10 protein-coding genes are annotated in these 17,476 nt (G+C 67.7%); 3 read left to right on the top strand and 7 right to left on the bottom strand.

Features of this window, described 5'->3' with window-relative positions:
- Window positions 1-34: 34 nt before the first annotated feature.
- The 4 genes from ASC78_RS17935 to ASC78_RS17920 all read right to left on the bottom strand — a co-directional run bounded on the left by ASC78_RS17935 (window position 35) and on the right by ASC78_RS17920 (window position 12,465).
- Window positions 35-7,234 carry a DUF11 domain-containing protein gene (locus tag ASC78_RS17935; RefSeq protein ID WP_055804051.1) on the bottom strand — a complete coding sequence of 2,400 codons (7,200 nt, stop codon included), beginning with the start codon at window positions 7,232-7,234 and terminating at the stop codon, window positions 35-37.
- Between the two features lie 251 nt (window positions 7,235-7,485).
- A complete protein-coding gene (locus tag ASC78_RS17930; protein ID WP_055804048.1) occupies window positions 7,486-10,383 on the bottom strand; it encodes a beta strand repeat-containing protein in 2,898 nt (965 codons plus the stop codon).
- Between the two features lie 137 nt (window positions 10,384-10,520).
- Entirely contained in the window at window positions 10,521-11,114 is a 594-nt protein-coding gene (locus ASC78_RS17925) for a DUF11 domain-containing protein (protein WP_055804045.1), read from the bottom strand.
- A gap of 457 nt (window positions 11,115-11,571) precedes the next feature.
- Window positions 11,572-12,465 carry a LysR family transcriptional regulator gene (locus ASC78_RS17920; RefSeq protein WP_055804042.1) on the bottom strand — a complete coding sequence of 298 codons (894 nt, stop codon included), beginning with the start codon at window positions 12,463-12,465 and terminating at the stop codon, window positions 11,572-11,574.
- Window positions 12,466-12,783: 318 nt separating this feature from the next.
- Here ASC78_RS17920 and ASC78_RS17915 point away from each other — a divergent pair, with 318 nt between their 5' ends.
- Both ASC78_RS17915 and ASC78_RS17910 read left to right on the top strand, forming a co-directional pair.
- Window positions 12,784-13,476 carry a FadR/GntR family transcriptional regulator gene (locus tag ASC78_RS17915; RefSeq protein WP_055804039.1) on the top strand — a complete coding sequence of 231 codons (693 nt, stop codon included), beginning with the start codon at window positions 12,784-12,786 and terminating at the stop codon, window positions 13,474-13,476.
- A complete protein-coding gene (locus tag ASC78_RS17910) occupies window positions 13,473-14,756 on the top strand; it encodes a CynX/NimT family MFS transporter (protein WP_055804036.1) in 1,284 nt (427 codons plus the stop codon). The genes ASC78_RS17915 and ASC78_RS17910 overlap by 4 nt, the downstream gene beginning before the upstream one ends.
- 25 nt (window positions 14,757-14,781) lie before the next feature.
- Here ASC78_RS17910 and ASC78_RS17905 read toward each other — a convergent pair whose 3' ends face one another.
- The gene (locus ASC78_RS17905; protein ID WP_200934321.1) at window positions 14,782-15,540 is read right to left on the bottom strand and encodes a hypothetical protein; all 759 of its coding nucleotides are present in this window, start codon (window positions 15,538-15,540) and stop codon (window positions 14,782-14,784) included.
- A 236-nt stretch (window positions 15,541-15,776) separates the two neighbouring features.
- Between ASC78_RS17905 and ASC78_RS17900 the strand changes: the two genes are divergently transcribed.
- Window positions 15,777-16,526: an SDR family oxidoreductase gene (locus ASC78_RS17900; RefSeq protein WP_055804030.1), complete on the top strand. Its 750-nt coding sequence runs from the start codon at window positions 15,777-15,779 to the stop codon at window positions 16,524-16,526.
- Between the two features lie 10 nt (window positions 16,527-16,536).
- Here ASC78_RS17900 and cynS read toward each other — a convergent pair whose 3' ends face one another.
- Together cynS and ASC78_RS17890 are read right to left on the bottom strand one after the other, a co-directional pair.
- Window positions 16,537-16,980 carry a cyanase gene (gene cynS / locus ASC78_RS17895; RefSeq protein WP_055804027.1) on the bottom strand — a complete coding sequence of 148 codons (444 nt, stop codon included), beginning with the start codon at window positions 16,978-16,980 and terminating at the stop codon, window positions 16,537-16,539.
- A 72-nt stretch (window positions 16,981-17,052) separates the two neighbouring features.
- On the bottom strand, window positions 17,053-17,475 hold the full coding sequence (locus tag ASC78_RS17890; protein ID WP_055804024.1) for a nuclear transport factor 2 family protein: 423 nt from the start codon (window positions 17,473-17,475) through the stop codon (window positions 17,053-17,055).
- Window position 17,476: the final 1 nt, after the last annotated feature.

The following is a 17,476-nucleotide window of genomic DNA, read 5'->3' as shown; positions in this document are numbered from 1 at the left end:
ATCTGTTCTGCCATTGCGGCCGAATCAATTCTTGTCATTTGGCGTTCGCCGAGGCCGCAGCGCCGGCCGAGGAGAAGCCCAGCCCCATCTCGTCGAACTTGAAGCGCAGGCGGATGTAGGCGCCCTTGCTGGTGTACTCGTTGGCCGTGAGGTCGCGGTCCTTGAGTCCGACGAAGTTATAACCGGCCGACACCCACAGGTCCTTCATGACTTGGTAGCCCACCTCGGCGCCCATCGTCTTCTGCAGCGCGCCGCCCTTGCCGTGGAGCAGGCCGGCCTGGATGCCGAAGTCCCAATCCTTGCTGATGTCCTGCGTGTAGCGCGCCTGCACCAGCTGAGCGCGGTAGGTGCTCTTGAGCCAGCCGTCGTCGGCGCGAGACCACTTGGCCGCATAGCGCCCGTTGATCACGGTGCCGGGCCGCGGGCTGTAGTTGAGGTGGGCCGAGACGATGTCGGCGCTCGTCGTGCCGGGCAGGCTCGCGTTGCCGGAACCCGCGCCGAAAACGCTCGAACCGTCGAGTGCACCGGTCGTGCTGCCCGCGCCCACCACGCGCTCCGAACGTCGCTCGTAGCGCATCAGCGCGTTCCAGCGGTCGGTATCGACCGGACGGTACGCCAGGCCGACCTGGTGGCGCGCGAGGTGGTGCGCGTTGCCGGCATTGGTGCCCTGCCCTTCGCTGTCGCTCATCACGCTGCGCGCGAGCAGGCTCCACGAGCGGTCGATCTTGTACCCGAAGCCGGCGCTGAAGAGCCGCGTGTTCGCATCGTCGCCGCGGCGCCCTTCGAGCACGCCGCTCGCCTTGATGCGCTCGGCGATGTATTCGACGCCGCCGGTGATGGCGGTCGACTGGCCGAGCCCGCCCGAATAGCCCGTGCCCGTGTTGCCGCTGTTGCGCAGGCCGCCGAGCTGGCGCGTGTGCTCGATGCCGCCAGTCAGGCGCCATTGGTCGTTGAGCTTGAAGGTGTTGCGCACGCCGGTCGCCGCCTGCGCGGCGCGGCCGTCGATGCTGTCGGCCAGGCGGTACTCGCTGTACACGCGCCCGCCTTCCATGTAGCTGCTCTCGACGCCGAGGATGCCGACGTTGTTCGACCCGGTCGTGCCGAGCTGGTCCTGGCCGTAGAGGCTGGAGACCAGCTCGTAGCGGCCGTAGATGCGCGTCTTGTCGGTCACGGCATAGTTGCCGCCCACGGCCACCACACGGCGGTCGGACTTGCGGATATCCTGCTCGCCCTCGACGAACACGTTGGCCTGCGGCAGGCCCGGCACCTGGGCCGAGAAGCGCGCGCGCACGGTCGTCAGGTCTTCGGCATTAGGGCTGGCGTTCGCGCTCGCCGCGCCGCCCAGCGCGGTGACGTTGCTGGCGCCGACCCCGCTGCCGAGGTTGCCGCTGTAGGTCGAGATCTGGCCGTAGTCGAAGCCCGAGCTGGTGCCCAGGCCCGCGCCGCTCTGGCCATGGCGCAGGCCGACTTCAGCGGCCATCTGCTCGCCGAATTTCTTCTGCACGCTGGCGGTGAAGCCGCGGCGGCTGCCCTCGAGCAAGGCGTCCTGGCTGAAGAGCGCTTCGCCGCGCACGGCGGTGGTGGCGTCGATGCGGTACTCGGCGCGCGCGGACGCTTCGGTGCGGCCGGCGGAGAAGCTCGCGCCGGGGTTGTCGAAGCCAGGGCTGGTCTTGCTGGCGAGCGCAACCACGGCAAGGTCTTCGGTCTGGTGGCGCAGCTCGGCGCGGCCGCCGCTGCCCTTGCCGTTCTTGTCGGACTCGGTGCGCACCCACTCACCGGCCATGGTGGTGTTGTCGCCCAGGCGCGCCACCGCCGTGAGCGCGCCGAGCTTGCGGCGGTTCTCGGGGTTCTCGTCGGTGCTCGCGACCACGCCCAACTGCAGGTTGTCGCCGACCTTCACCTGCACGTCGGTGCCGGCCACGTTGAATTTCGGCCCACCGGCATCGATCTCGTAGGTCACGCGGATCGACTGCGGATTGAGATTGGCATCGACCGACGAGATCGCATGCGTGAACAGGATGCGGCGCGTGAGCGGCTCGATGGTGTAGTCCACGAAGCGCGCCACCGTCGTGCGCTGCAGCACCAGGTTGGGCTGGTTGCGGTCGCGCACCACGACCTCGACCTGCTCGCTGTTGTCGACGAACTCGCCGCTCGTGGCGCTCAGGTAGTAAGGGCCCGAGGTGCCGACCGCGCGGAACTCTTCCACCTGCTGCGTCTGCGCGGTGCGCGAGAAGAAGCTGGTGGCACGCACGTTGCCGTCGTCGTACACATGCTTCAGGCCAGTCAGCGCACGGTTGCTCTGGCTCAGGTTGCGCACCTCGGTGCTGCTGGCGGTCGTGAAGTCGCCGTACAGCAGGTAGGAGCGGTTCTTGTCGATGCGCACGTAGAGCTTCTGCGTGCTCTGCGCGTCGAAGCCCTTGACCGACGAATCGCCGTAGACGGGATAGAACTCGTCGGGGCGGATGTCGCGGAACAGGCGGTCGTCGCGCGTCTTGTTCGAGTCGTAGGCGGCGGTGAGCAGGTACTCGCCCTTGACGGTGCCCTTGAAGAAGAAAGCGGTGCGGGCGGCGGCCCGGCGGTTGCTGTTGCTCTCGTCGGCCAGGCCGGTGAGTTCCGCCTCGAAAGCGGCGCCAGCAGGCATCGCACCGAGCGGCACGCCGCCGCGCTTGGTGAGGTCGAGCACGCCTTCGACGATGCCCACGCCGATCATCGGCCGCATCTCGGGCAAGAGCGCGAGGCGCACTTCCTTCACGAAGCTGCCTGCCGTCACACGCAGGCGCGCGTCGCCGGGTTCGCCTGGCGGCAGCAGGCGGAACTCGGCCACGCCGCCTTCCATGAACACCTGCGTGCCGGGTTCGGCGGGGTTCAGGTCTTCGTCCAGCCAGCGGCCGCGGTCGGTTTCGAGCGTGAGCTGGGTGCGTGCGGTCACGGGCACGCCGGCCGCATCGGTCAGGCGTACCTTCACGATCACCGGCGTGCGCAGGTCGGCCTTCGCCGATTCGGGCACGTCGATGCGGATCGCGCCGAGCTTGTCGGGCGCGATCACGCTGATCTGCTGCGCCGTGCCGCGCGCGTTGCCGAAAGGGTCCACGCCCTCGAGCAGCAGGCGGTTGGCGCCAGGCTGCAGCAGCACGCCGATGTATTCCCAGGCGCCAAGTTTCTTGCCGGCCAGCTCGGTCTTCTTGCCGACGCGGCGCTCCTCGATGGCCTTGCCGTTGACGGTGAGGCGCAGCGCCAGGCCGGCCTGGCCCTTGACGCGCACGTTGACCGACTGGCCCGGCAGCGTGTCGCCGTCCTTCAGGTCGATGAAGCCGAGCGCGTTGTCTTCGATCTGCGGCAACAGGGCTTCGAGCTCGACCGGGCTGGGCACGGCCTGCGGCAGCAGCGGTGCCACCGCGTTCTGGCGCGGCTCGAGCATGGCGGTGTTCGTGTTGACCGGGCGGCTCGCGAATGCGCCCACGCCGGTGGCGCCGCCGCCCGTGGCCGTTGCGCCCTGCGCGTTGGTGGGCAGGCCGCTGAGCGCCGCGAACAGACTGCCTGCGGGCGTGGGCGCCGGTGCCGCACTGGCGCCGAGCGTGCCGCTCAAGGTGCTCGATGCGCCGTTGACGAAGCTGCTCGCGTTGGCGGGCGCCACGGGCATCGCGATCAGCGGGGCGGAGTTGGAGGGCGTTGAGCCGGCGCTGCCCGTACTGCCTGTACTTCCGGTAGCCAGCGCCTGGCCGCTGGCGGGCAGCGAGCGCGCGTCGCCCACCGGCACGATCTTGCCTTCGGGGTCGAGCCGCATGCGCACCTGCGCCTCGGCTTCGGTGTCGGGAATGGCGGCGATGGCGGCACGGCGTGCCGCCACCTCGTCCATCACCCCCGGCGTGTCGCAGTTGGCGATGACGAAGTTGGCTTTGTGGAACTCGCCCTTCTTCAGGTCGACGAAGCGGCTCTCGGGACGGCCGGCATTGCGGTTGTCGAGCGCCTCGAGCCGCGCGCCGGCGGGCAGCGTGGTCTGGTCGACGCGCAGCACGTGGGTGATCGGCTTCAGGCCGTAGAGGCTCCACTTGCCCTCCACGTCGGTGATGACGTGCGTGCCGTCTTCCATGTAGAGGCGCACGCCGGGCACGCCGATTTCGTCGTCGCCTTCCTGCCGCCCGTCGCGCTTGCAATCCATGTGGACCTTGCCGAACAGGAAGGCGTCGTCGGAAAACACGCCGCCCGTCACGCGCACGGTCCAGTTGGCCAGGTTCGACTGCATCGGACCCGAACTCGCACGGGCGCGGTTGACGGCGTCGCCATTGGTGGGCGCGCCCACGCCGATGCGCACGCGGTAGCGCACCGTGGCCGACTGGTCCACTCCCAGCGCCAGCGCGGGATAGTCGAAGACCAGCTGCGGGCCCGCGCCGCCGGCCGGGTTGACCGCGGCCGAACCGTTCAGGCGCGCGCTGTTCGCGACATAGGCAAAGCCCGGCGGCAAGCTGTCGGCCAGGCGCACGCCGGTAACCGGGAAGCCCGTCTTGTTGGTGACGACCAGGGCGTAGTCCATGAAGTCGCCAAACTCGACTTGGCGCTTGCTGCCTTCCTTGCGCAGCACCAGCCCGAGCACATTGCCCGGGTCGAGCGGGATGTGGTTGTGCACCACGTCGCAAGCGGCGCCGGATGGGTTGAAGCCCGCGTTGACCGAGAAGTAGTAGGTGGTCGGGTCCGCGCCCTGCGGCGGACCGGCATTCGGCACGATGGCGCCGCAGCTGTTGAAGGTGCCGGCCGTGACCGGAATGAGTTGCGACGGCGTCACGTAGCCGCTGGCTGCGGGCGGCACCACGCCGAGCGCGTAGGTGCACGAGCCGGTGACCGGCGGCGACTGCAGGAAGAACTGGTAGCCGCCGTCGGCGCCCGTGGTCATGGAGAAGCTGCCGTTGGCGTTGACCGTGTAGATGCCCGACGAGCCGCCATACAGCTCTTCCGCGGTGATCGGCGTGACCGGCCCGCTGCTGCACGACTGGCGCGTGAAGGTGACGACCGCACCAGCCACGGGCTGGCGCGTGACGGCGTTGTAGACGGTGCCCTGCGGGTCTGCGAGCAGCGACTGCGCCGAGCTGGCGCTGGCTGCCACCAGCATGGCCGGCGTGACGTTGACCGTGTTCTGGTCGAAGGCCGCAGCCCAGGCCTTGTTGGTAAGCGCCATGCGGCCGCCGACGATGCCGGGCTTCTGCGTGATGCGCACGGTGAACGAGAGTTCTTCGCTCTGGCCCGGCGCCAGCGCGCGGCTGCCGTCGGTGACGCTCAGCACGGCTTCGGTCGGCAGCCTGAAGGGATCGCTGCTGGCGAGCGCTTCGCGGTCGCAGGTGGCACGGCCGGTGAAGCCGCCCGCGGCATGGAGGATGCCGTTGCGCGCCTTCGGCGGACCGGCCAGTTCCCAGGCGGCAACGAGGCCGTCGGGCTTGTCCATGTCGAAGGTGCAATTGAGGTTGTCGATGAGCCGCACGTTCGGCGCCGAGGCCGCGCCGGTGTTGCTCACCTTGAGGCGGTAGTCGAGCTCGTACACGCCCTGCGACACGCGCCGCGGTGCCGAGGCGGTCTTGGCCAGCGTGAGCGCGGGCAGCTGCGTGGACACCGGCGTGGGGGAGCTGTCGTTGTTCGGATTGCCGTCTCCGTCGGCGTCGGGGTTGCTGCCGTTGACCGAGTCGTCGAAGGCCGCTGGCGAGCCCCCTGCGGTGAGCGCGCCCTGGGCACGCACGGTGTTGTAGAGCGTACCGGCGCGGCCGCCGACGTTGAAGCGCACGTCGAAGCGCACGGTGAACTGCGCGCCCACCGGCAGCACGGCACCGGGCGCCAGCAGGTTCTGCGCGGCGGCGGTGCCGTTGAACGCACTGTCGGCGGCAGCCACGGTACCGCCCACGCCATTGCCCTGGTTGCCTGCGATGGCCAGCGTGCCGGGCACGATGGTGTACTGGTTGGCGGCGGGCACCGCAGCCGACGTGTAGTTGCCGAACTGCGTGGCGCCGCTGCCTTCGAGCAGGTCGGTCGCCTGCACGCCGTAGAGCCACACGGCGCCGTAGTTGCGCACGTTGACGCTGAAGCTCACGGTGGCGGTGCCGTCGAGCTGGCCGTCGGTGCCGCGGTTGAGCCGCGGCGTCGAGGCCGCCTTGGCCACCCCGATGCGGCTCTGGCTGGGGGTGATGACCACCGTGTTCGACGGCGACACCGCGGGCGCCACGCCGTCGTTGTAGTAGCTCTGCGCGGTGTTGCGGATGTCGCCGCTCTGGTCGGCCTTGACCTGCACCGCAAACTGCATGGCGATCGATGCGTTGCGCGACAGCGCCGTCGGCACGCCGATGGCCACTTCGACCGCCGAAGCATCTTCGGCGGTGCGGTAGCTGAAGTCCGGATCGCCCGGCAGGCGGAACAGGCGCACCGCGCCGGCCGCCGTGCTTTGCAGGCTGCCCGCAATGTAGCGCGTGCCCGCGGGCACCAGGTCGCGCACCAGCAGCAGGCTGGTGGGCGTGCCGTTCACCAGCACCGGCGTTCCGGCGGGTGCGGCGGTGTTGCCGGGGCGTGCGTCGCGCGCGCCGATGTTGGTGCCCGACACGGTGAAGTCGATGCGCGTGGTGCCCGGAACCACGAAGCCCGGATAGCTCGCGGACTTGGTGATCGCCAGCACCGCCGCATCGCCTACCGTGACGGTGTCGCGGTTGACGGCACTGAGCTTCTGCAGCGCGGTGGTGGCGGTGAGCACCACGCAGGCATTGCCGCTGGCCGCGGCAGGGATGGTGCCCTGCACCAGCAGCGCTGCGGTTTCGCCAGACCGCAGCGCGATGGCGCCAGCGGTGCCGAGCGGCAGCACCGGGTCGGCCGCATCGGCCACGCCGTTGTTGTTGGTGTCGCGCACCACGCGCAGGGCCGACAGGTCGAGCGCGCCGGCCGGGCAGCCCGCGCCGCCGTTGGCGAGCCCGATGGTGTAGCTCGACGGCACATTGCCGGTGTTGGCAAGCAGATGGCTCAGCGTGACGACGGCGGCCGGCGGACGGCTCACCGACTGGTCCTGCGTGAGCACCAGCGCCTCGACCGGCAGCACGGTGGCGCTGACGCCGTTGGAACTCGAGGTCTCGGTCTGCGAAAAGCCGGCCGGCACGTAGGTGGCGGTGGCGACGTTGCGGATCACGGTGCCGCCGGACGGGGGCGCGGCGTGCGCGGCAGTTCCGGCGAGCGTGCAGCCGAGGACCGCCATCGCCACGACGGCTGCGGCCATGCCGCCTCGCCATCGTTGCGAGCGGGTGCTCAGATACGCCAGAAGAAATTGCACGCCACGAACCTTCCGTCGGCCCGCGTGTGGTGCGGACCGTCCAAAACTCAAAGAACTTTTTCCTCTGCCGCCTGCAGGACAGGCGCGGTCGCGTGCTGGGTGAAAGCGGCAAGGGAAAAAAGCGAGGCATGCCAACAGGCAGCGCCTCGCGAAAGCCGGCGGACCCCGAGGCCCGCCGGCGACTCAAACCCTTGTCATCACTCGTTGATCTTCACGGCGAAGGTCAGCGTGGCCGTGCCGCTCGGGGCCACGGAGTTGGCGGCGCTGCCGCAGCTCACCGCGGTGGCGGTCTGCGCGTAAACGAGCGCCGTGCCGGTCACGCCGGTCGAGGTGCATCGCGACGCGGCCGCGGGTTGCGTGGCGCTCAGCGACGTGTACGCAGGCACCGCATCGTTGATGGCGATGTTGGTGACCGATGCCGTGCCTTCGTTGGTGGCGACGACCTTGTAGACGATGCACTGGCCGGGCTTCAGCGACAGCGGAGCTGCGTTGAATGCGCCGTCCGCCGTGCCATCGCAGGTGAGGTCGGCTGCCTGCGTCTTGAGGACGCGGATCTGGCCGGTGATCACGGTGCTGATATCGGTGGCAAACGGTGCACCGCAGGCGCTGCTGAAAGTCGCAGTCACGGTCGCGGTGTCGGTCGCGCCGGCGCTGGCACCGCCCGGTGCGAACACGCGGACCAGCAGCTTCTGCTTGGCGCCCACGGGCAAGTCGGCGATCGGCCCCGTCACCAGCGTATCGGTGGCATCGATCTGACCGTCTTCGTTCACGTCGATGTAGATCGATGTGGTCCAGCCGAGCGTGGCGTCGGCCGCCGGCACGGTGGCCGTCAGCGTGTACGCACCGCAGCTCTGGTTGCCGGTGTTGGTCAACGTGTGCGGGTACACCACGGTGCCGCCCGGTGCGAGCTGGCCGCTGTTGTTCGGCGAGAGCGTGGCGCTCAGCGTCTGTGCAGCGGTCACGGTCACGGCGTCGGTCTTCGTGTCGGACACGATCACACCGGTCGAAGCGACGGCGGTCGACTGCACCTGGAAGTAGACCTTCTGTGCGGTGACGGGCGACTGCGTGGCAGGCGGCGTCACGCAGGCAGCGACCTGCGCTTGCGCGCCGGCGTTGACGGCCACGCTGGTGATCGCTGCCGATGCACAAGTGCCGCCCGAGGCCACGAACTTCACCGTCCAGCCGCTCGGCAGGGTGCCGGGGAAGCTGGTCGACTGGCTGGCAGCCAGGTTGTAGGTGTTGTTGGCCGAGTCGTTGTTCTTGACGAACAGCGCGAACACGGTGCCGGTGCCGGCCGCGGTCGCGTTGGTCGTGGTCGGGTTCGGGCTCGGGCCGGGGCCCAAGTCGCCGCCTGCTGCCGAACCTGTGCCCGTACCGGCGGCCGTGTTGGTCAGGTCGACCAGCGAACCGACGACGATGGTCACCGTGTCGAGCGTGGCGTCGATCTTGGTGGTGTCGCCCGCAGAGCGACCCGTCACCGTGGCCGAGAACGGACCGGCACCCACCGCCGTGGCGGAGGGCACGTTGGCCTGCAGCACGATGTTGACGCTGCCGCCAGGCGCGAGCGGGCCGGTGTCGGGCACGCCGTCACCGGTGGTGTCGAGCAGCGGCGTGACGCCGTCGGCCGCGAACAGCACGAAGGTCGTGCCCGCCGGGAAGGTGCCTGCCGCAACCGTGAGGTTCACGGTGTCGGTGCCGGTGCCCGCGTTGAACACGGACTGCGCGAACTTGACGCTGCCGCCAGCCACGACCGAAGGACGCGTGGTCAGGTCGGCTGCGGTGCCGTTGGGCGTGCCGGCCGTGGTGTCGACGGCGGTAGCAGCGGTCGAGGGGTTGGTACCCACTGCGATGCCGTAGCTCGCGACGACCGTGAAGGCCGACGGGTTGGTGCTCGAGCCTGGCGTGCCGATGGCCGCCGCCGTGATCGTCAGGGGGACGCTGGTCGACTCGAACGTCGCCACGTTGGTGGTGGTCGACGTACCGATCGCGGCGGTGGTTTTCACAAGCACCACGAAGCTGACCGTCTGCGTCACGTTCTGGCCGAGCGAGGCGACCACGGTGTTCAGCGTGCTGCCAGCCACTTGGAAGTCGATGCCGGACGGATCGCCGCCTGCGCCGTCACCCAGCGCCGTGCCGGGCGCGCTGCTCCACACCGCGGAGCCCGCGACGTAGGTCATGCCGGTTGGCAGGGTGTCGGACATCGCAAACCTGCCTGCTGCGCCGCCCGTGTTGTTGAAGGTGAGCGTGTAGACCGTGTACTGGCAGGTCGCGCTGGAAGCGAGACCGGCCGACCAGGTCGTGGCACAGCTTGCCGAGGACGACCGCGGACCGCCGGTGGTGGCGGTCGGCCAGGCGGCATTGCCAGGTCCGGCCACAGATGGAACGCCGATCGACTTGGTGACGTTGAACGCCGCCGCCGTCGTCAGCTTGATGTCGTCCTTGTCGGCCGCCGAGGTGTTCGGCGCGGTGTACAGCGCCGGGGTACCAGGGGTGGCGGTGAGCGTCGCCGTGTCGAAATCGCCGGTGGCGCTGGTGGCCGTGCCGGGGATCGTGTAGGCCACGACGAAGCGGAACACGCCGTTGTTGCCGGCCACGCTCTGTGCAGGCACGCTGCAAACGCCTGCGGCTGCAGCCGTGCACAGAGGGGTGGTGCCGTCGGGCACGCCGTCGCCGTTAGCGTCGGGGTAGACCTCGACCTTGGAGAATTTGTCGGTGTCGGCATCGACCGTCAGCGTGAAGGTGTCGGTGCCGTTACCGGTGTTGGTCAACGTGTGCGGTGCGTAGACGATGGAGCCTGCCGCGCCGATCTTGGTGTTGACGATGGCCGTCGTGACCTGGTTGACCGAGTCGAGCGTGAACGACCCGACCTGCTGGACCGTGGTCTGAACCAGGTTGGACGTGGCCAGCTGGGTGGTGCCGGCTGCGTCGGAATACGTGGCCGAAGCCTGGTTACCGATGACGGTATTGGCTGGTGGTGCAGCGGCCAGTGCGGTCGAACTTCCGAACAGGAAGCCCAGCGTCAAGGCTGCGGCGCCGGCCCACGACGCAGACGGCCTGAGGCCGATGCTGCGCCGGGTTGGCAGGGTGGAAATCACGTGGTTTCTCCTCGGTTGTCAATAAAAGTCGGGAACAGGAAAAAACCCGGCTGCGGTGTTTCGTTGCTCGAAAACGCGGCGACCGGGTTGCACTAGAAAGAATCGGATGGCACGGGTGGACGGGGGGAAGCGCCGGATCAGCGCGCAGCGCCGGACGCGGCCTGCACTGCCACCGCGGGTGGCGGCACGACCACCTCGACCTTGGCGCGCGCGCTCACGGCGGTGCTGCCGTTGGCGGGCAACTGGCCCAGCGTCCAGCGCAGCGACCGGTAGTCGGCATAGGGCACCGCCTCGGTCTTGTTGCCAGCGGCCTTGCGCATCAGCGGCTCGGCGCCGAACACGGCGTCCTTCGTCGCGGCCTGCACCAGGCCTGCGCCCGGCTTTGCGCTACGCGGCTGGTACTCCAGGCCTTCGGGAATCGGAAGATCCGCCACAAGGCCGGTGACCGGCTTGCCGGTGTTGTTGGTGTAGGTGGCCCGGTACTCGACGACATCGCCGGGCTTGACCGAGCTGGCGTCCACCAGCTGTTCCCTGCCCTGCGCATCCTTCACCACCTTGGACTGGGTGAGAACGACGGCCACGGCCTTCTTCTGGGCGGCTTCGGCAGCGGCAGGTGCGGACTGGGCCGCGGCGGAACCGGCGAAACCGGTCAGCCCAGCCAGCAGGAAGGCGCAGGCGCCGAGGCCGGAAATGCGGCAATTCAGGATTTGAGTCAGTTTTTTAATGGACATGGTTGCTCCAGATTCAAGACACACAGGAGTTCACCCCGGCGCATGCCGGCAATGAATTAAGCGGCTCGGGCCGCCGGGGAGAAATTGCCGGCATTGCAAGCGCCGGCGTTTGAATGAGCGATCAGCGCCTTTTCGATTTGCATCGCTGAGGCGCCGCCCGCTGGACTGCTGCGATTTCTCTGTCGCGGTCAGCCGGATCAACTGTTAACAAACATCTAGTTTGGTTACGAAGTGTAGACCAAAACTGATACTTTGGTACCAATCGAAACCGACAACTGTCCATTCGGAACAACAGTTCCGGTTACGACAACCGGAGGCCGCGGAATCATGCTTTCCCCTCGGGCGCCCATGCGAGCGGGCATGAGGCCCTCACACGGCGTTCAACGGGATGCAATAGAAAAATGGGAAAAAAGCCCATAATCCGGCTCGCGGTTGCGAGCCGAACGTCCTGCCCGAATCAAGAAAGCTTGAAAATATTCAAGACGTAATCGACAAAGACCTTGATCTTTGGAGAATTGCGGCGGGACGGCAAATAGACAAGATTGATTTCCTGCGGCTTCAATTTGATCGCCGGCAGCACGGAAACCAGAAATCCGCTGTCGATGTGTGGTTGGGCCATCGCCAGAGGGACCAGTCCTATACCCTTGGCGGCTATTGTCAATTTCAGGATCAATTCCAGATCGTCCGATTGGAATACGCTGCCCGCGCGCACCCGGTGGATCTTGCCTGCGGTCGAAAGGCTGATTTCCTTTTTGCGTCCCTCGCCCTCGGTGACCAGAAAGGCGTGCGACGCCAGATCGGGAACGCCCCCTAGGGCGGGGTGCGCTGCCAGGTAGTCCGGGGCGGCGCACAGCACCATCGGCTCGTTCTTCAGATGGCGCGCCACCATCTCGTCGCAGCCCTCCCGCCCGCGCCGGATGGCCACATCGGCCTCGTCGCGATACAGATCGGCCCTGTCATTGCCCGTTTCGACCACGACCTCGAGCTGCGGATAGGCGGCCATGAAATCGGGCAGATGCGCCCCGAGCAGCTCCCTGCCGTAGTAGTGAGGGACCGCCACGCGCAGCCGCCCGCCCACCGTACCGCTGCCAGAGGACAGGTTCAGCATGACGTCATCGAGGATGGTCAGCACATGCTGGGCCGCGACCAGAAACTCACGGCCCTCCTCGGTAAGCGCGAAGCGCGTGGAGCCGCGATGCAGCAGTTGGTGCCCGACCGTTGCCTCCAGCCGCTGGAGCTGCCGCGATGCCGACGCCTTGGGCACGTTCAGCATATCGGCGGCCGGAGTCAGTCCTCCGAGTTGGGCGGCTTTGGTGAAAAGCCGGACGTCCGACAAAGAAAAATCCTTCATTTCAACTTCCGGGAACTCTGTTTGTTTTCTTCATGAACGTTCGAATCCGTGCGCAATTGGCGCAGCGGCCGTTGGTAGCAGTTTCGAACGATAAAACAGGAGTGGCTGATCCTTGCAACACCGTTTCACCGATCCGGCAATAGTTCACTATTCAGCAGCAATTGTTAAATCTCGCTTGCACAAGCCTCAGCTTTGAGCCTGAACCCGTATGGCTGGACGAGCCCATGCGCCCGCCCCAAACCCCTGCGGCCGACTGCGACAATCCATCTGCGCGAAAATTCGTCCAATCATTCAATGAATTAGGCCTTTCTTATTCATATGCTCCTCCAAGCTCCCCGCACCTCCCTGGCCGACAGCGCCGCCGACAGCATCCGCGCCGAGATCGCCGCCGGCCGGTGGACGGTCGGGTCTCGCATTCCGATCGAACCGCAACTGGCTCAGTTGCTGGGCGTGAGCCGCGGCACCGTGCGCGAAGCCGTCAAAACGCTGGTGTCGCGCGGCCTGCTCGAGGTGCGGCAGGGCTCCGGCACCTACGTGCGCTCCGGCTTCGACCCGTCGCTCAGCCTGCAGAAGATGCGGCGCGCGAGCCTTCGGGACCAATTCGAGGTGCGCCGCGCACTCGAGGTCGAGGCCGCGCGGCTGGCCGCGCTGCGCCACACCGCCAAGGATCTGCGCAACCTGAAAGCCCTGCTCGAAAGGCGCGGCGCGCCGGACGCAAAGGACGGCGGCGCGAGCTTCATCGAGCGCGACCTGGCCTTTCACCTGGCCATCGTCGACATCTCGGGCAACCTGGCTCTGGCCGAGACCTGCCGCTTCATCGCCGGCTACATCAAGGAAACCATCGCAAGCACGATGAACGCCGGCCTGCCGGAACCCGACACGGCCGCGCACATCGCCATCGTGGAGGCCATTGCAAGCCGCAATGCCGACCGCGCCGCGGAGGCGGTGCGCGCGTTCATGTCGCCCATGATCGATTCGCTGGCGCAGGATGAGGCGGAGCCGGTCCGATGAGCGCTGTGCCTTTCCGGCCGGGCCGCGCGGCCGCTGACGAACTGCTGATCGATGCCGAGGTCGACAGCCTGCCCGCGCCGCGCGCCACGCCCGCGGGCAGCCTGGCCCGCCGCATCCTGCTGGGCGCCAGCGTGGTGCTGATCGCCTTCAACCTGCGGCCAGTGTTCGCAAGCCTGTCGGTGGTGCTGCCCGAGATCATTGCGGCCACCGGCCTCTCCGCCACCGCCGCGAGCCTCTTGACCACGCTGCCCATCGTCTGCCTGGGCGTGTTCGCGCCGCTGGCGCCAGGCCTTGGCCGGCGCTTCGGCACCGAGCGCACGCTGCTCGCCTGCATGGTGCTCATCCTGGTGGGCACGCTGCTGCGCGGCAGCGGCAACATTCCGCTGCTGTTCCTGGCCTCAGCCATCGCGGGCAGCGGCATCGCGGTGTCGAACGTGCTGCTCTCCGGCCTGGTGAAGCGCGATTTCGCCAAGCAGGCGGCGCTGATGATGGGGCTCTACACCATGGCCGTGTGCGGCGGTGCGGCCAGCGCCGCGGGCGTCACCGTGCCGATCCAGCATGCGCTCGGCGGAAGCTGGACCTACGCGCTCGCCATGTGGGCGACGCCGGCGTTGCTGGTCACGCTGATCTGGGCCCCGCAGGCCCTGCCGCTGAAGCCGGTGGCCAGCGAATCGGGCTTCACCGTGCGCGGCCTCTGGCGCGATCGGCTGGCATGGCAGGTCACGTTCTTCATGGGGCTGCAATCGGCCCTGGCCTACATCGTGATGGGATGGCTCGCGCCCATCCTGCGCGAGCGCGGCCTCGGTGGCGAGACTGCCGGCTACGTGGTGTCGCTGTCGGTCATGACGCAGGTGGTGACCTGCCTCGTGGTGCCGGCCGTGGCCGTGAAGCTGCGCAACCAGCGCGGCCTGGCGGTGGTGCTGGCCACGCTCACCGTGATTGCGATGCTGGCCATGCTGTTCGCGCCGCTCGGCGGCGTGTGGTTGTGGGCCGTGCTGCTGGGCATTGCGCAGGGCGGCACCTTTGCGCTGGCGCTCACGATGATCGTGCTGCGCTCGCCCGATTCGCACGTGGCCGCGCATCTCTCGGGCATGGCGCAGGGCGTCGGTTATGTCGTGGCGGCGTTCGGGCCCCTGCTGGCCGGCCTGCTGCATGGATGGACCGGCAGCTTCCGCGCGTCGTCATGGCTCTTCATCGGGCTGGGCATCGCACTGGTAATTGCGGGCATCGGAGCGGGCCGCACGATGCACGTGGGTGCGGTGACGGTTCCGCAGCGCTGAAGAAGAGAAAGTCGGCCGGGGTCCGCTACTGCGGTCCGCCGCAGAATCCCGCGCGTTCGGTGGTCCTGGCGGCAAAGTGCAGGCGCGTGGTGGTCGCAGCGCGTGCCGGTGTGTGCGCCGGCCATTCGTTTTGCAGCCAGGTGTATTGCCAGTTGTAGGGCTCGCCGGGCGCGGCGGGTTCACCATAGGCAATGCGCAGGCTGCCGCTGCTCTCGTCATGGCAGTGCTTCGACTGCTTGTATTCCTTCTCGCTGAAGCAGGCACGGACCATCTTCGAGCAGGAAAAAGGAATGCCTTCGTACACGGCCTTGCTCTCGTCGAGCGGAACGAAATCGGCCTTGCTGAATGAAGCGCCGCCGCCCGAGTACATCTCGGACACCGTCTGGAGCACGGCCACCGCCCATTGCCCTTCTGCCAGCGGATAGAGCGCCGGGGCGAGCGAGACACGCACGTCGGACATGCCGGCGCCGCCGTCTTTCTTCATCGCCGCGGCATAGCTGCTGAAGTCGTGCAGCCTGCCCAGCTGCCAGCTTCTCGGACCTGCGCCGCGCTTGATGCGCACCATGGCAACGGCCAGCGGTTCGTCCGACAGCACGGCATAGTCGCCCACCGCAGCGCCACGCGGCCGATAGAGCCCGAGGCTCTGCGGATCGCAAGGCTGCGGCAGCAGCGCACACAGACGGGCGCGCCATTCCGGGTCGACGGACTCCGGCTTCTTGACCGCGTCGAAGGGCTGCGCGGCGGGCGCTGCGAAGACATGGCCGGCCAGCAGCAGGGCGAGCATCGGTGCAGCGGAGCGAAGGGCTGGCGGCGGCTTTTTCATGGACGGGAATGGTAGCCACACTGCGGAAGAAGCTGCCACCAAATTCCGGCCGTCCCCGCTGGCACCACGTCTGCAGGATCAGGCAAGAAGCTCGTGCGATCCGGATAACGCCCCAAGCTTCATCCGCGCGAGACTTGCTCCATGCCCCGGCGCGGCGTTGCGCCACGGTTCACATCCACCCGCACGAGGAGTTTCTCATGAGCGCAATCCAGGAAAAAGTCGTCCTCATCACGGGCGCAAGCGGTGGCATCGGCGAGGCAGCCGCGCGGCTTCTGGCGCGGCGCGGCGCCAAGGTGGTGCTCGGTGCGCGCCGCACTGAGCGGCTCGAGGCATTGGCCAATGACATCACTGCCGCTGGCGGCACGGCGAGCTTCCAGCGGCTGGACGTGACGTACCGCCCCGACGTGGAAGCCTTTGCCGAATTCGCACTCGATACGCACGACCGGATCGACGTGCTGGTGAACGCCGCGGGCGTGATGCCGCTCTCGCCGCTGTGGACGCGCAAGGTCGACGAGTGGGAACTGATGATCGACGTGAACCTGCGCGGCGTGCTGCTGGGCATTGCGGCGGTGCTGCCGACGATGCAGGAGCAGGGCTGGGGTCACATCGTCAACGTGGCGCCGGTGCCGGCTCATGGCGTGTCGCCGAATTCAGCGGTGTATTGCGGCACGCAGTACGCGGTCGACGCCATCTCGGAAGGGCTGCGGCAGGAGCATGCGGGCCGCGTGCGCGTGACGGTGGTGCGCCCCGACGTGAGCGAGGCAGACCGCACACTGGCCGACCGCATCGCGGCGTGCAGTTCGTTCGAGCGCATGGTCACGCGACGGCGCATCGCGGTGCCGGTTGAAGCCGTGGCGCGCTCGATCGCGGGGGCCATCGAGGGCAGCAGCATCTCGGCGCCGCGCCGCCCGGCATGGCGTCCGCGGCCGGCCGAGCACGCGCTCTGACGGGGCGGCGTCAGTAGGTCTTGTACGGCAGGAACTTGCCCGAGAGCACTACGTTGACGCGGTCACCCTTCGGGTCGGCCTGGCGCTGGATGTCCATGCTGAAGTCGATGGCGCTCATGATGCCGTCGCCGAATTCTTCGTGGATCAGTTCCTTGATGGTGGTGCCATACACGCTCACCACCTCATACCAGCGGTAGATGAGCGGATCGGTCGGCACCGGCGTGGGCAGCGAGCCCTTGTAGGGCACCACCTGGAGCCACTTCTGCTCTTCGGCGGTGAGTCCGAATATCTTGCCGATGATCTTCGCCTGCTTGTCGTCGAGCGTCATCTGGCCGAGGCATGCGGCGGTGGTCCACTCTTTCGAGAGGCCCACCTTCTTGGCCACGTCGGCCCACTGGATGCCCTTGGACACCTTCACGGTGATGATCTTCTCGGTGACGTCGTTGCGGTTCATGCGGGCTGGCTCCTGATTGAATTGGATGGGCGAAGTGGAAGTAGGCAAGCAACAAATGTTCCTGATTGGTCCTCAGCGATCCCACCGGAACTTGCGCTCCGACTCCTCGATGGGCTGGTCGTTGATGCTCGCAAAGCGCCGCTGCATCAATCCGTTCTCCGCAAATTCCCAGTTTTCGTTGCCATGGCTTCGAAACCACTGTCCGGCCGCATCGTGCCATTCGTATTCGAAGCGGACCGCAATGCGGTTGTCCATGAATGCCCAGAGCTGCTTCTTCAGGCGGTAGTCGAGCTCGCGCTCCCACTTGCGGGTGAGGAACTCGACCACCCGTTCCCGGCCGTTGACGAAATCGGCGCGGTTGCGCCACTCGGTATCCGGCGTGTAGGCCAGGCTCACGCGAACGGGGTCGCGCGTGTTCCATGCGTCTTCGGCGGCCTGGACTTTCTTCGTTGCGCTTTCAAGCGTGAAGGGAGGCAGCGGTGGGCGGGATTCCATG

The organism is Variovorax sp. Root318D1 (assembly GCF_001424835.1).
Lineage (GTDB): Bacteria > Pseudomonadota > Gammaproteobacteria > Burkholderiales > Burkholderiaceae_C > Variovorax.
Note: the sequence above shows the minus strand (reverse complement) of the source record. Positions and strands in the feature narration are given on the sequence as shown.

Bases quoted from the DNA above. Each gene is read 5' to 3' on its own strand.
- ASC78_RS17905 (WP_200934321.1), bottom strand. From the start codon at position 15,540: ATGCTCGCCCTGCTGCTGGCCGGCCATGTCTTCGCAGCGCCCGCCGCG.
- ASC78_RS17935 (WP_055804051.1), bottom strand. From the start codon at position 7,234: ATGGCCGCAGCCGTCGTGGCGATGGCGGTCCTCGGCTGCACGCTCGCC.
- cynS (WP_055804027.1), bottom strand. From the start codon at position 16,980: ATGAACCGCAACGACGTCACCGAGAAGATCATCACCGTGAAGGTGTCC.
- ASC78_RS17910 (WP_055804036.1), top strand. From the start codon at position 13,473: ATGAGCGCTGTGCCTTTCCGGCCGGGCCGCGCGGCCGCTGACGAACTG.
- ASC78_RS17890 (WP_055804024.1), bottom strand. From the start codon at position 17,475: ATGGAATCCCGCCCACCGCTGCCTCCCTTCACGCTTGAAAGCGCAACG.
- ASC78_RS17915 (WP_055804039.1), top strand. From the start codon at position 12,784: ATGCTCCTCCAAGCTCCCCGCACCTCCCTGGCCGACAGCGCCGCCGAC.
- ASC78_RS17900 (WP_055804030.1), top strand. From the start codon at position 15,777: ATGAGCGCAATCCAGGAAAAAGTCGTCCTCATCACGGGCGCAAGCGGT.
- ASC78_RS17920 (WP_055804042.1), bottom strand. From the start codon at position 12,465: ATGAAGGATTTTTCTTTGTCGGACGTCCGGCTTTTCACCAAAGCCGCC.
- ASC78_RS17925 (WP_055804045.1), bottom strand. From the start codon at position 11,114: ATGTCCATTAAAAAACTGACTCAAATCCTGAATTGCCGCATTTCCGGC.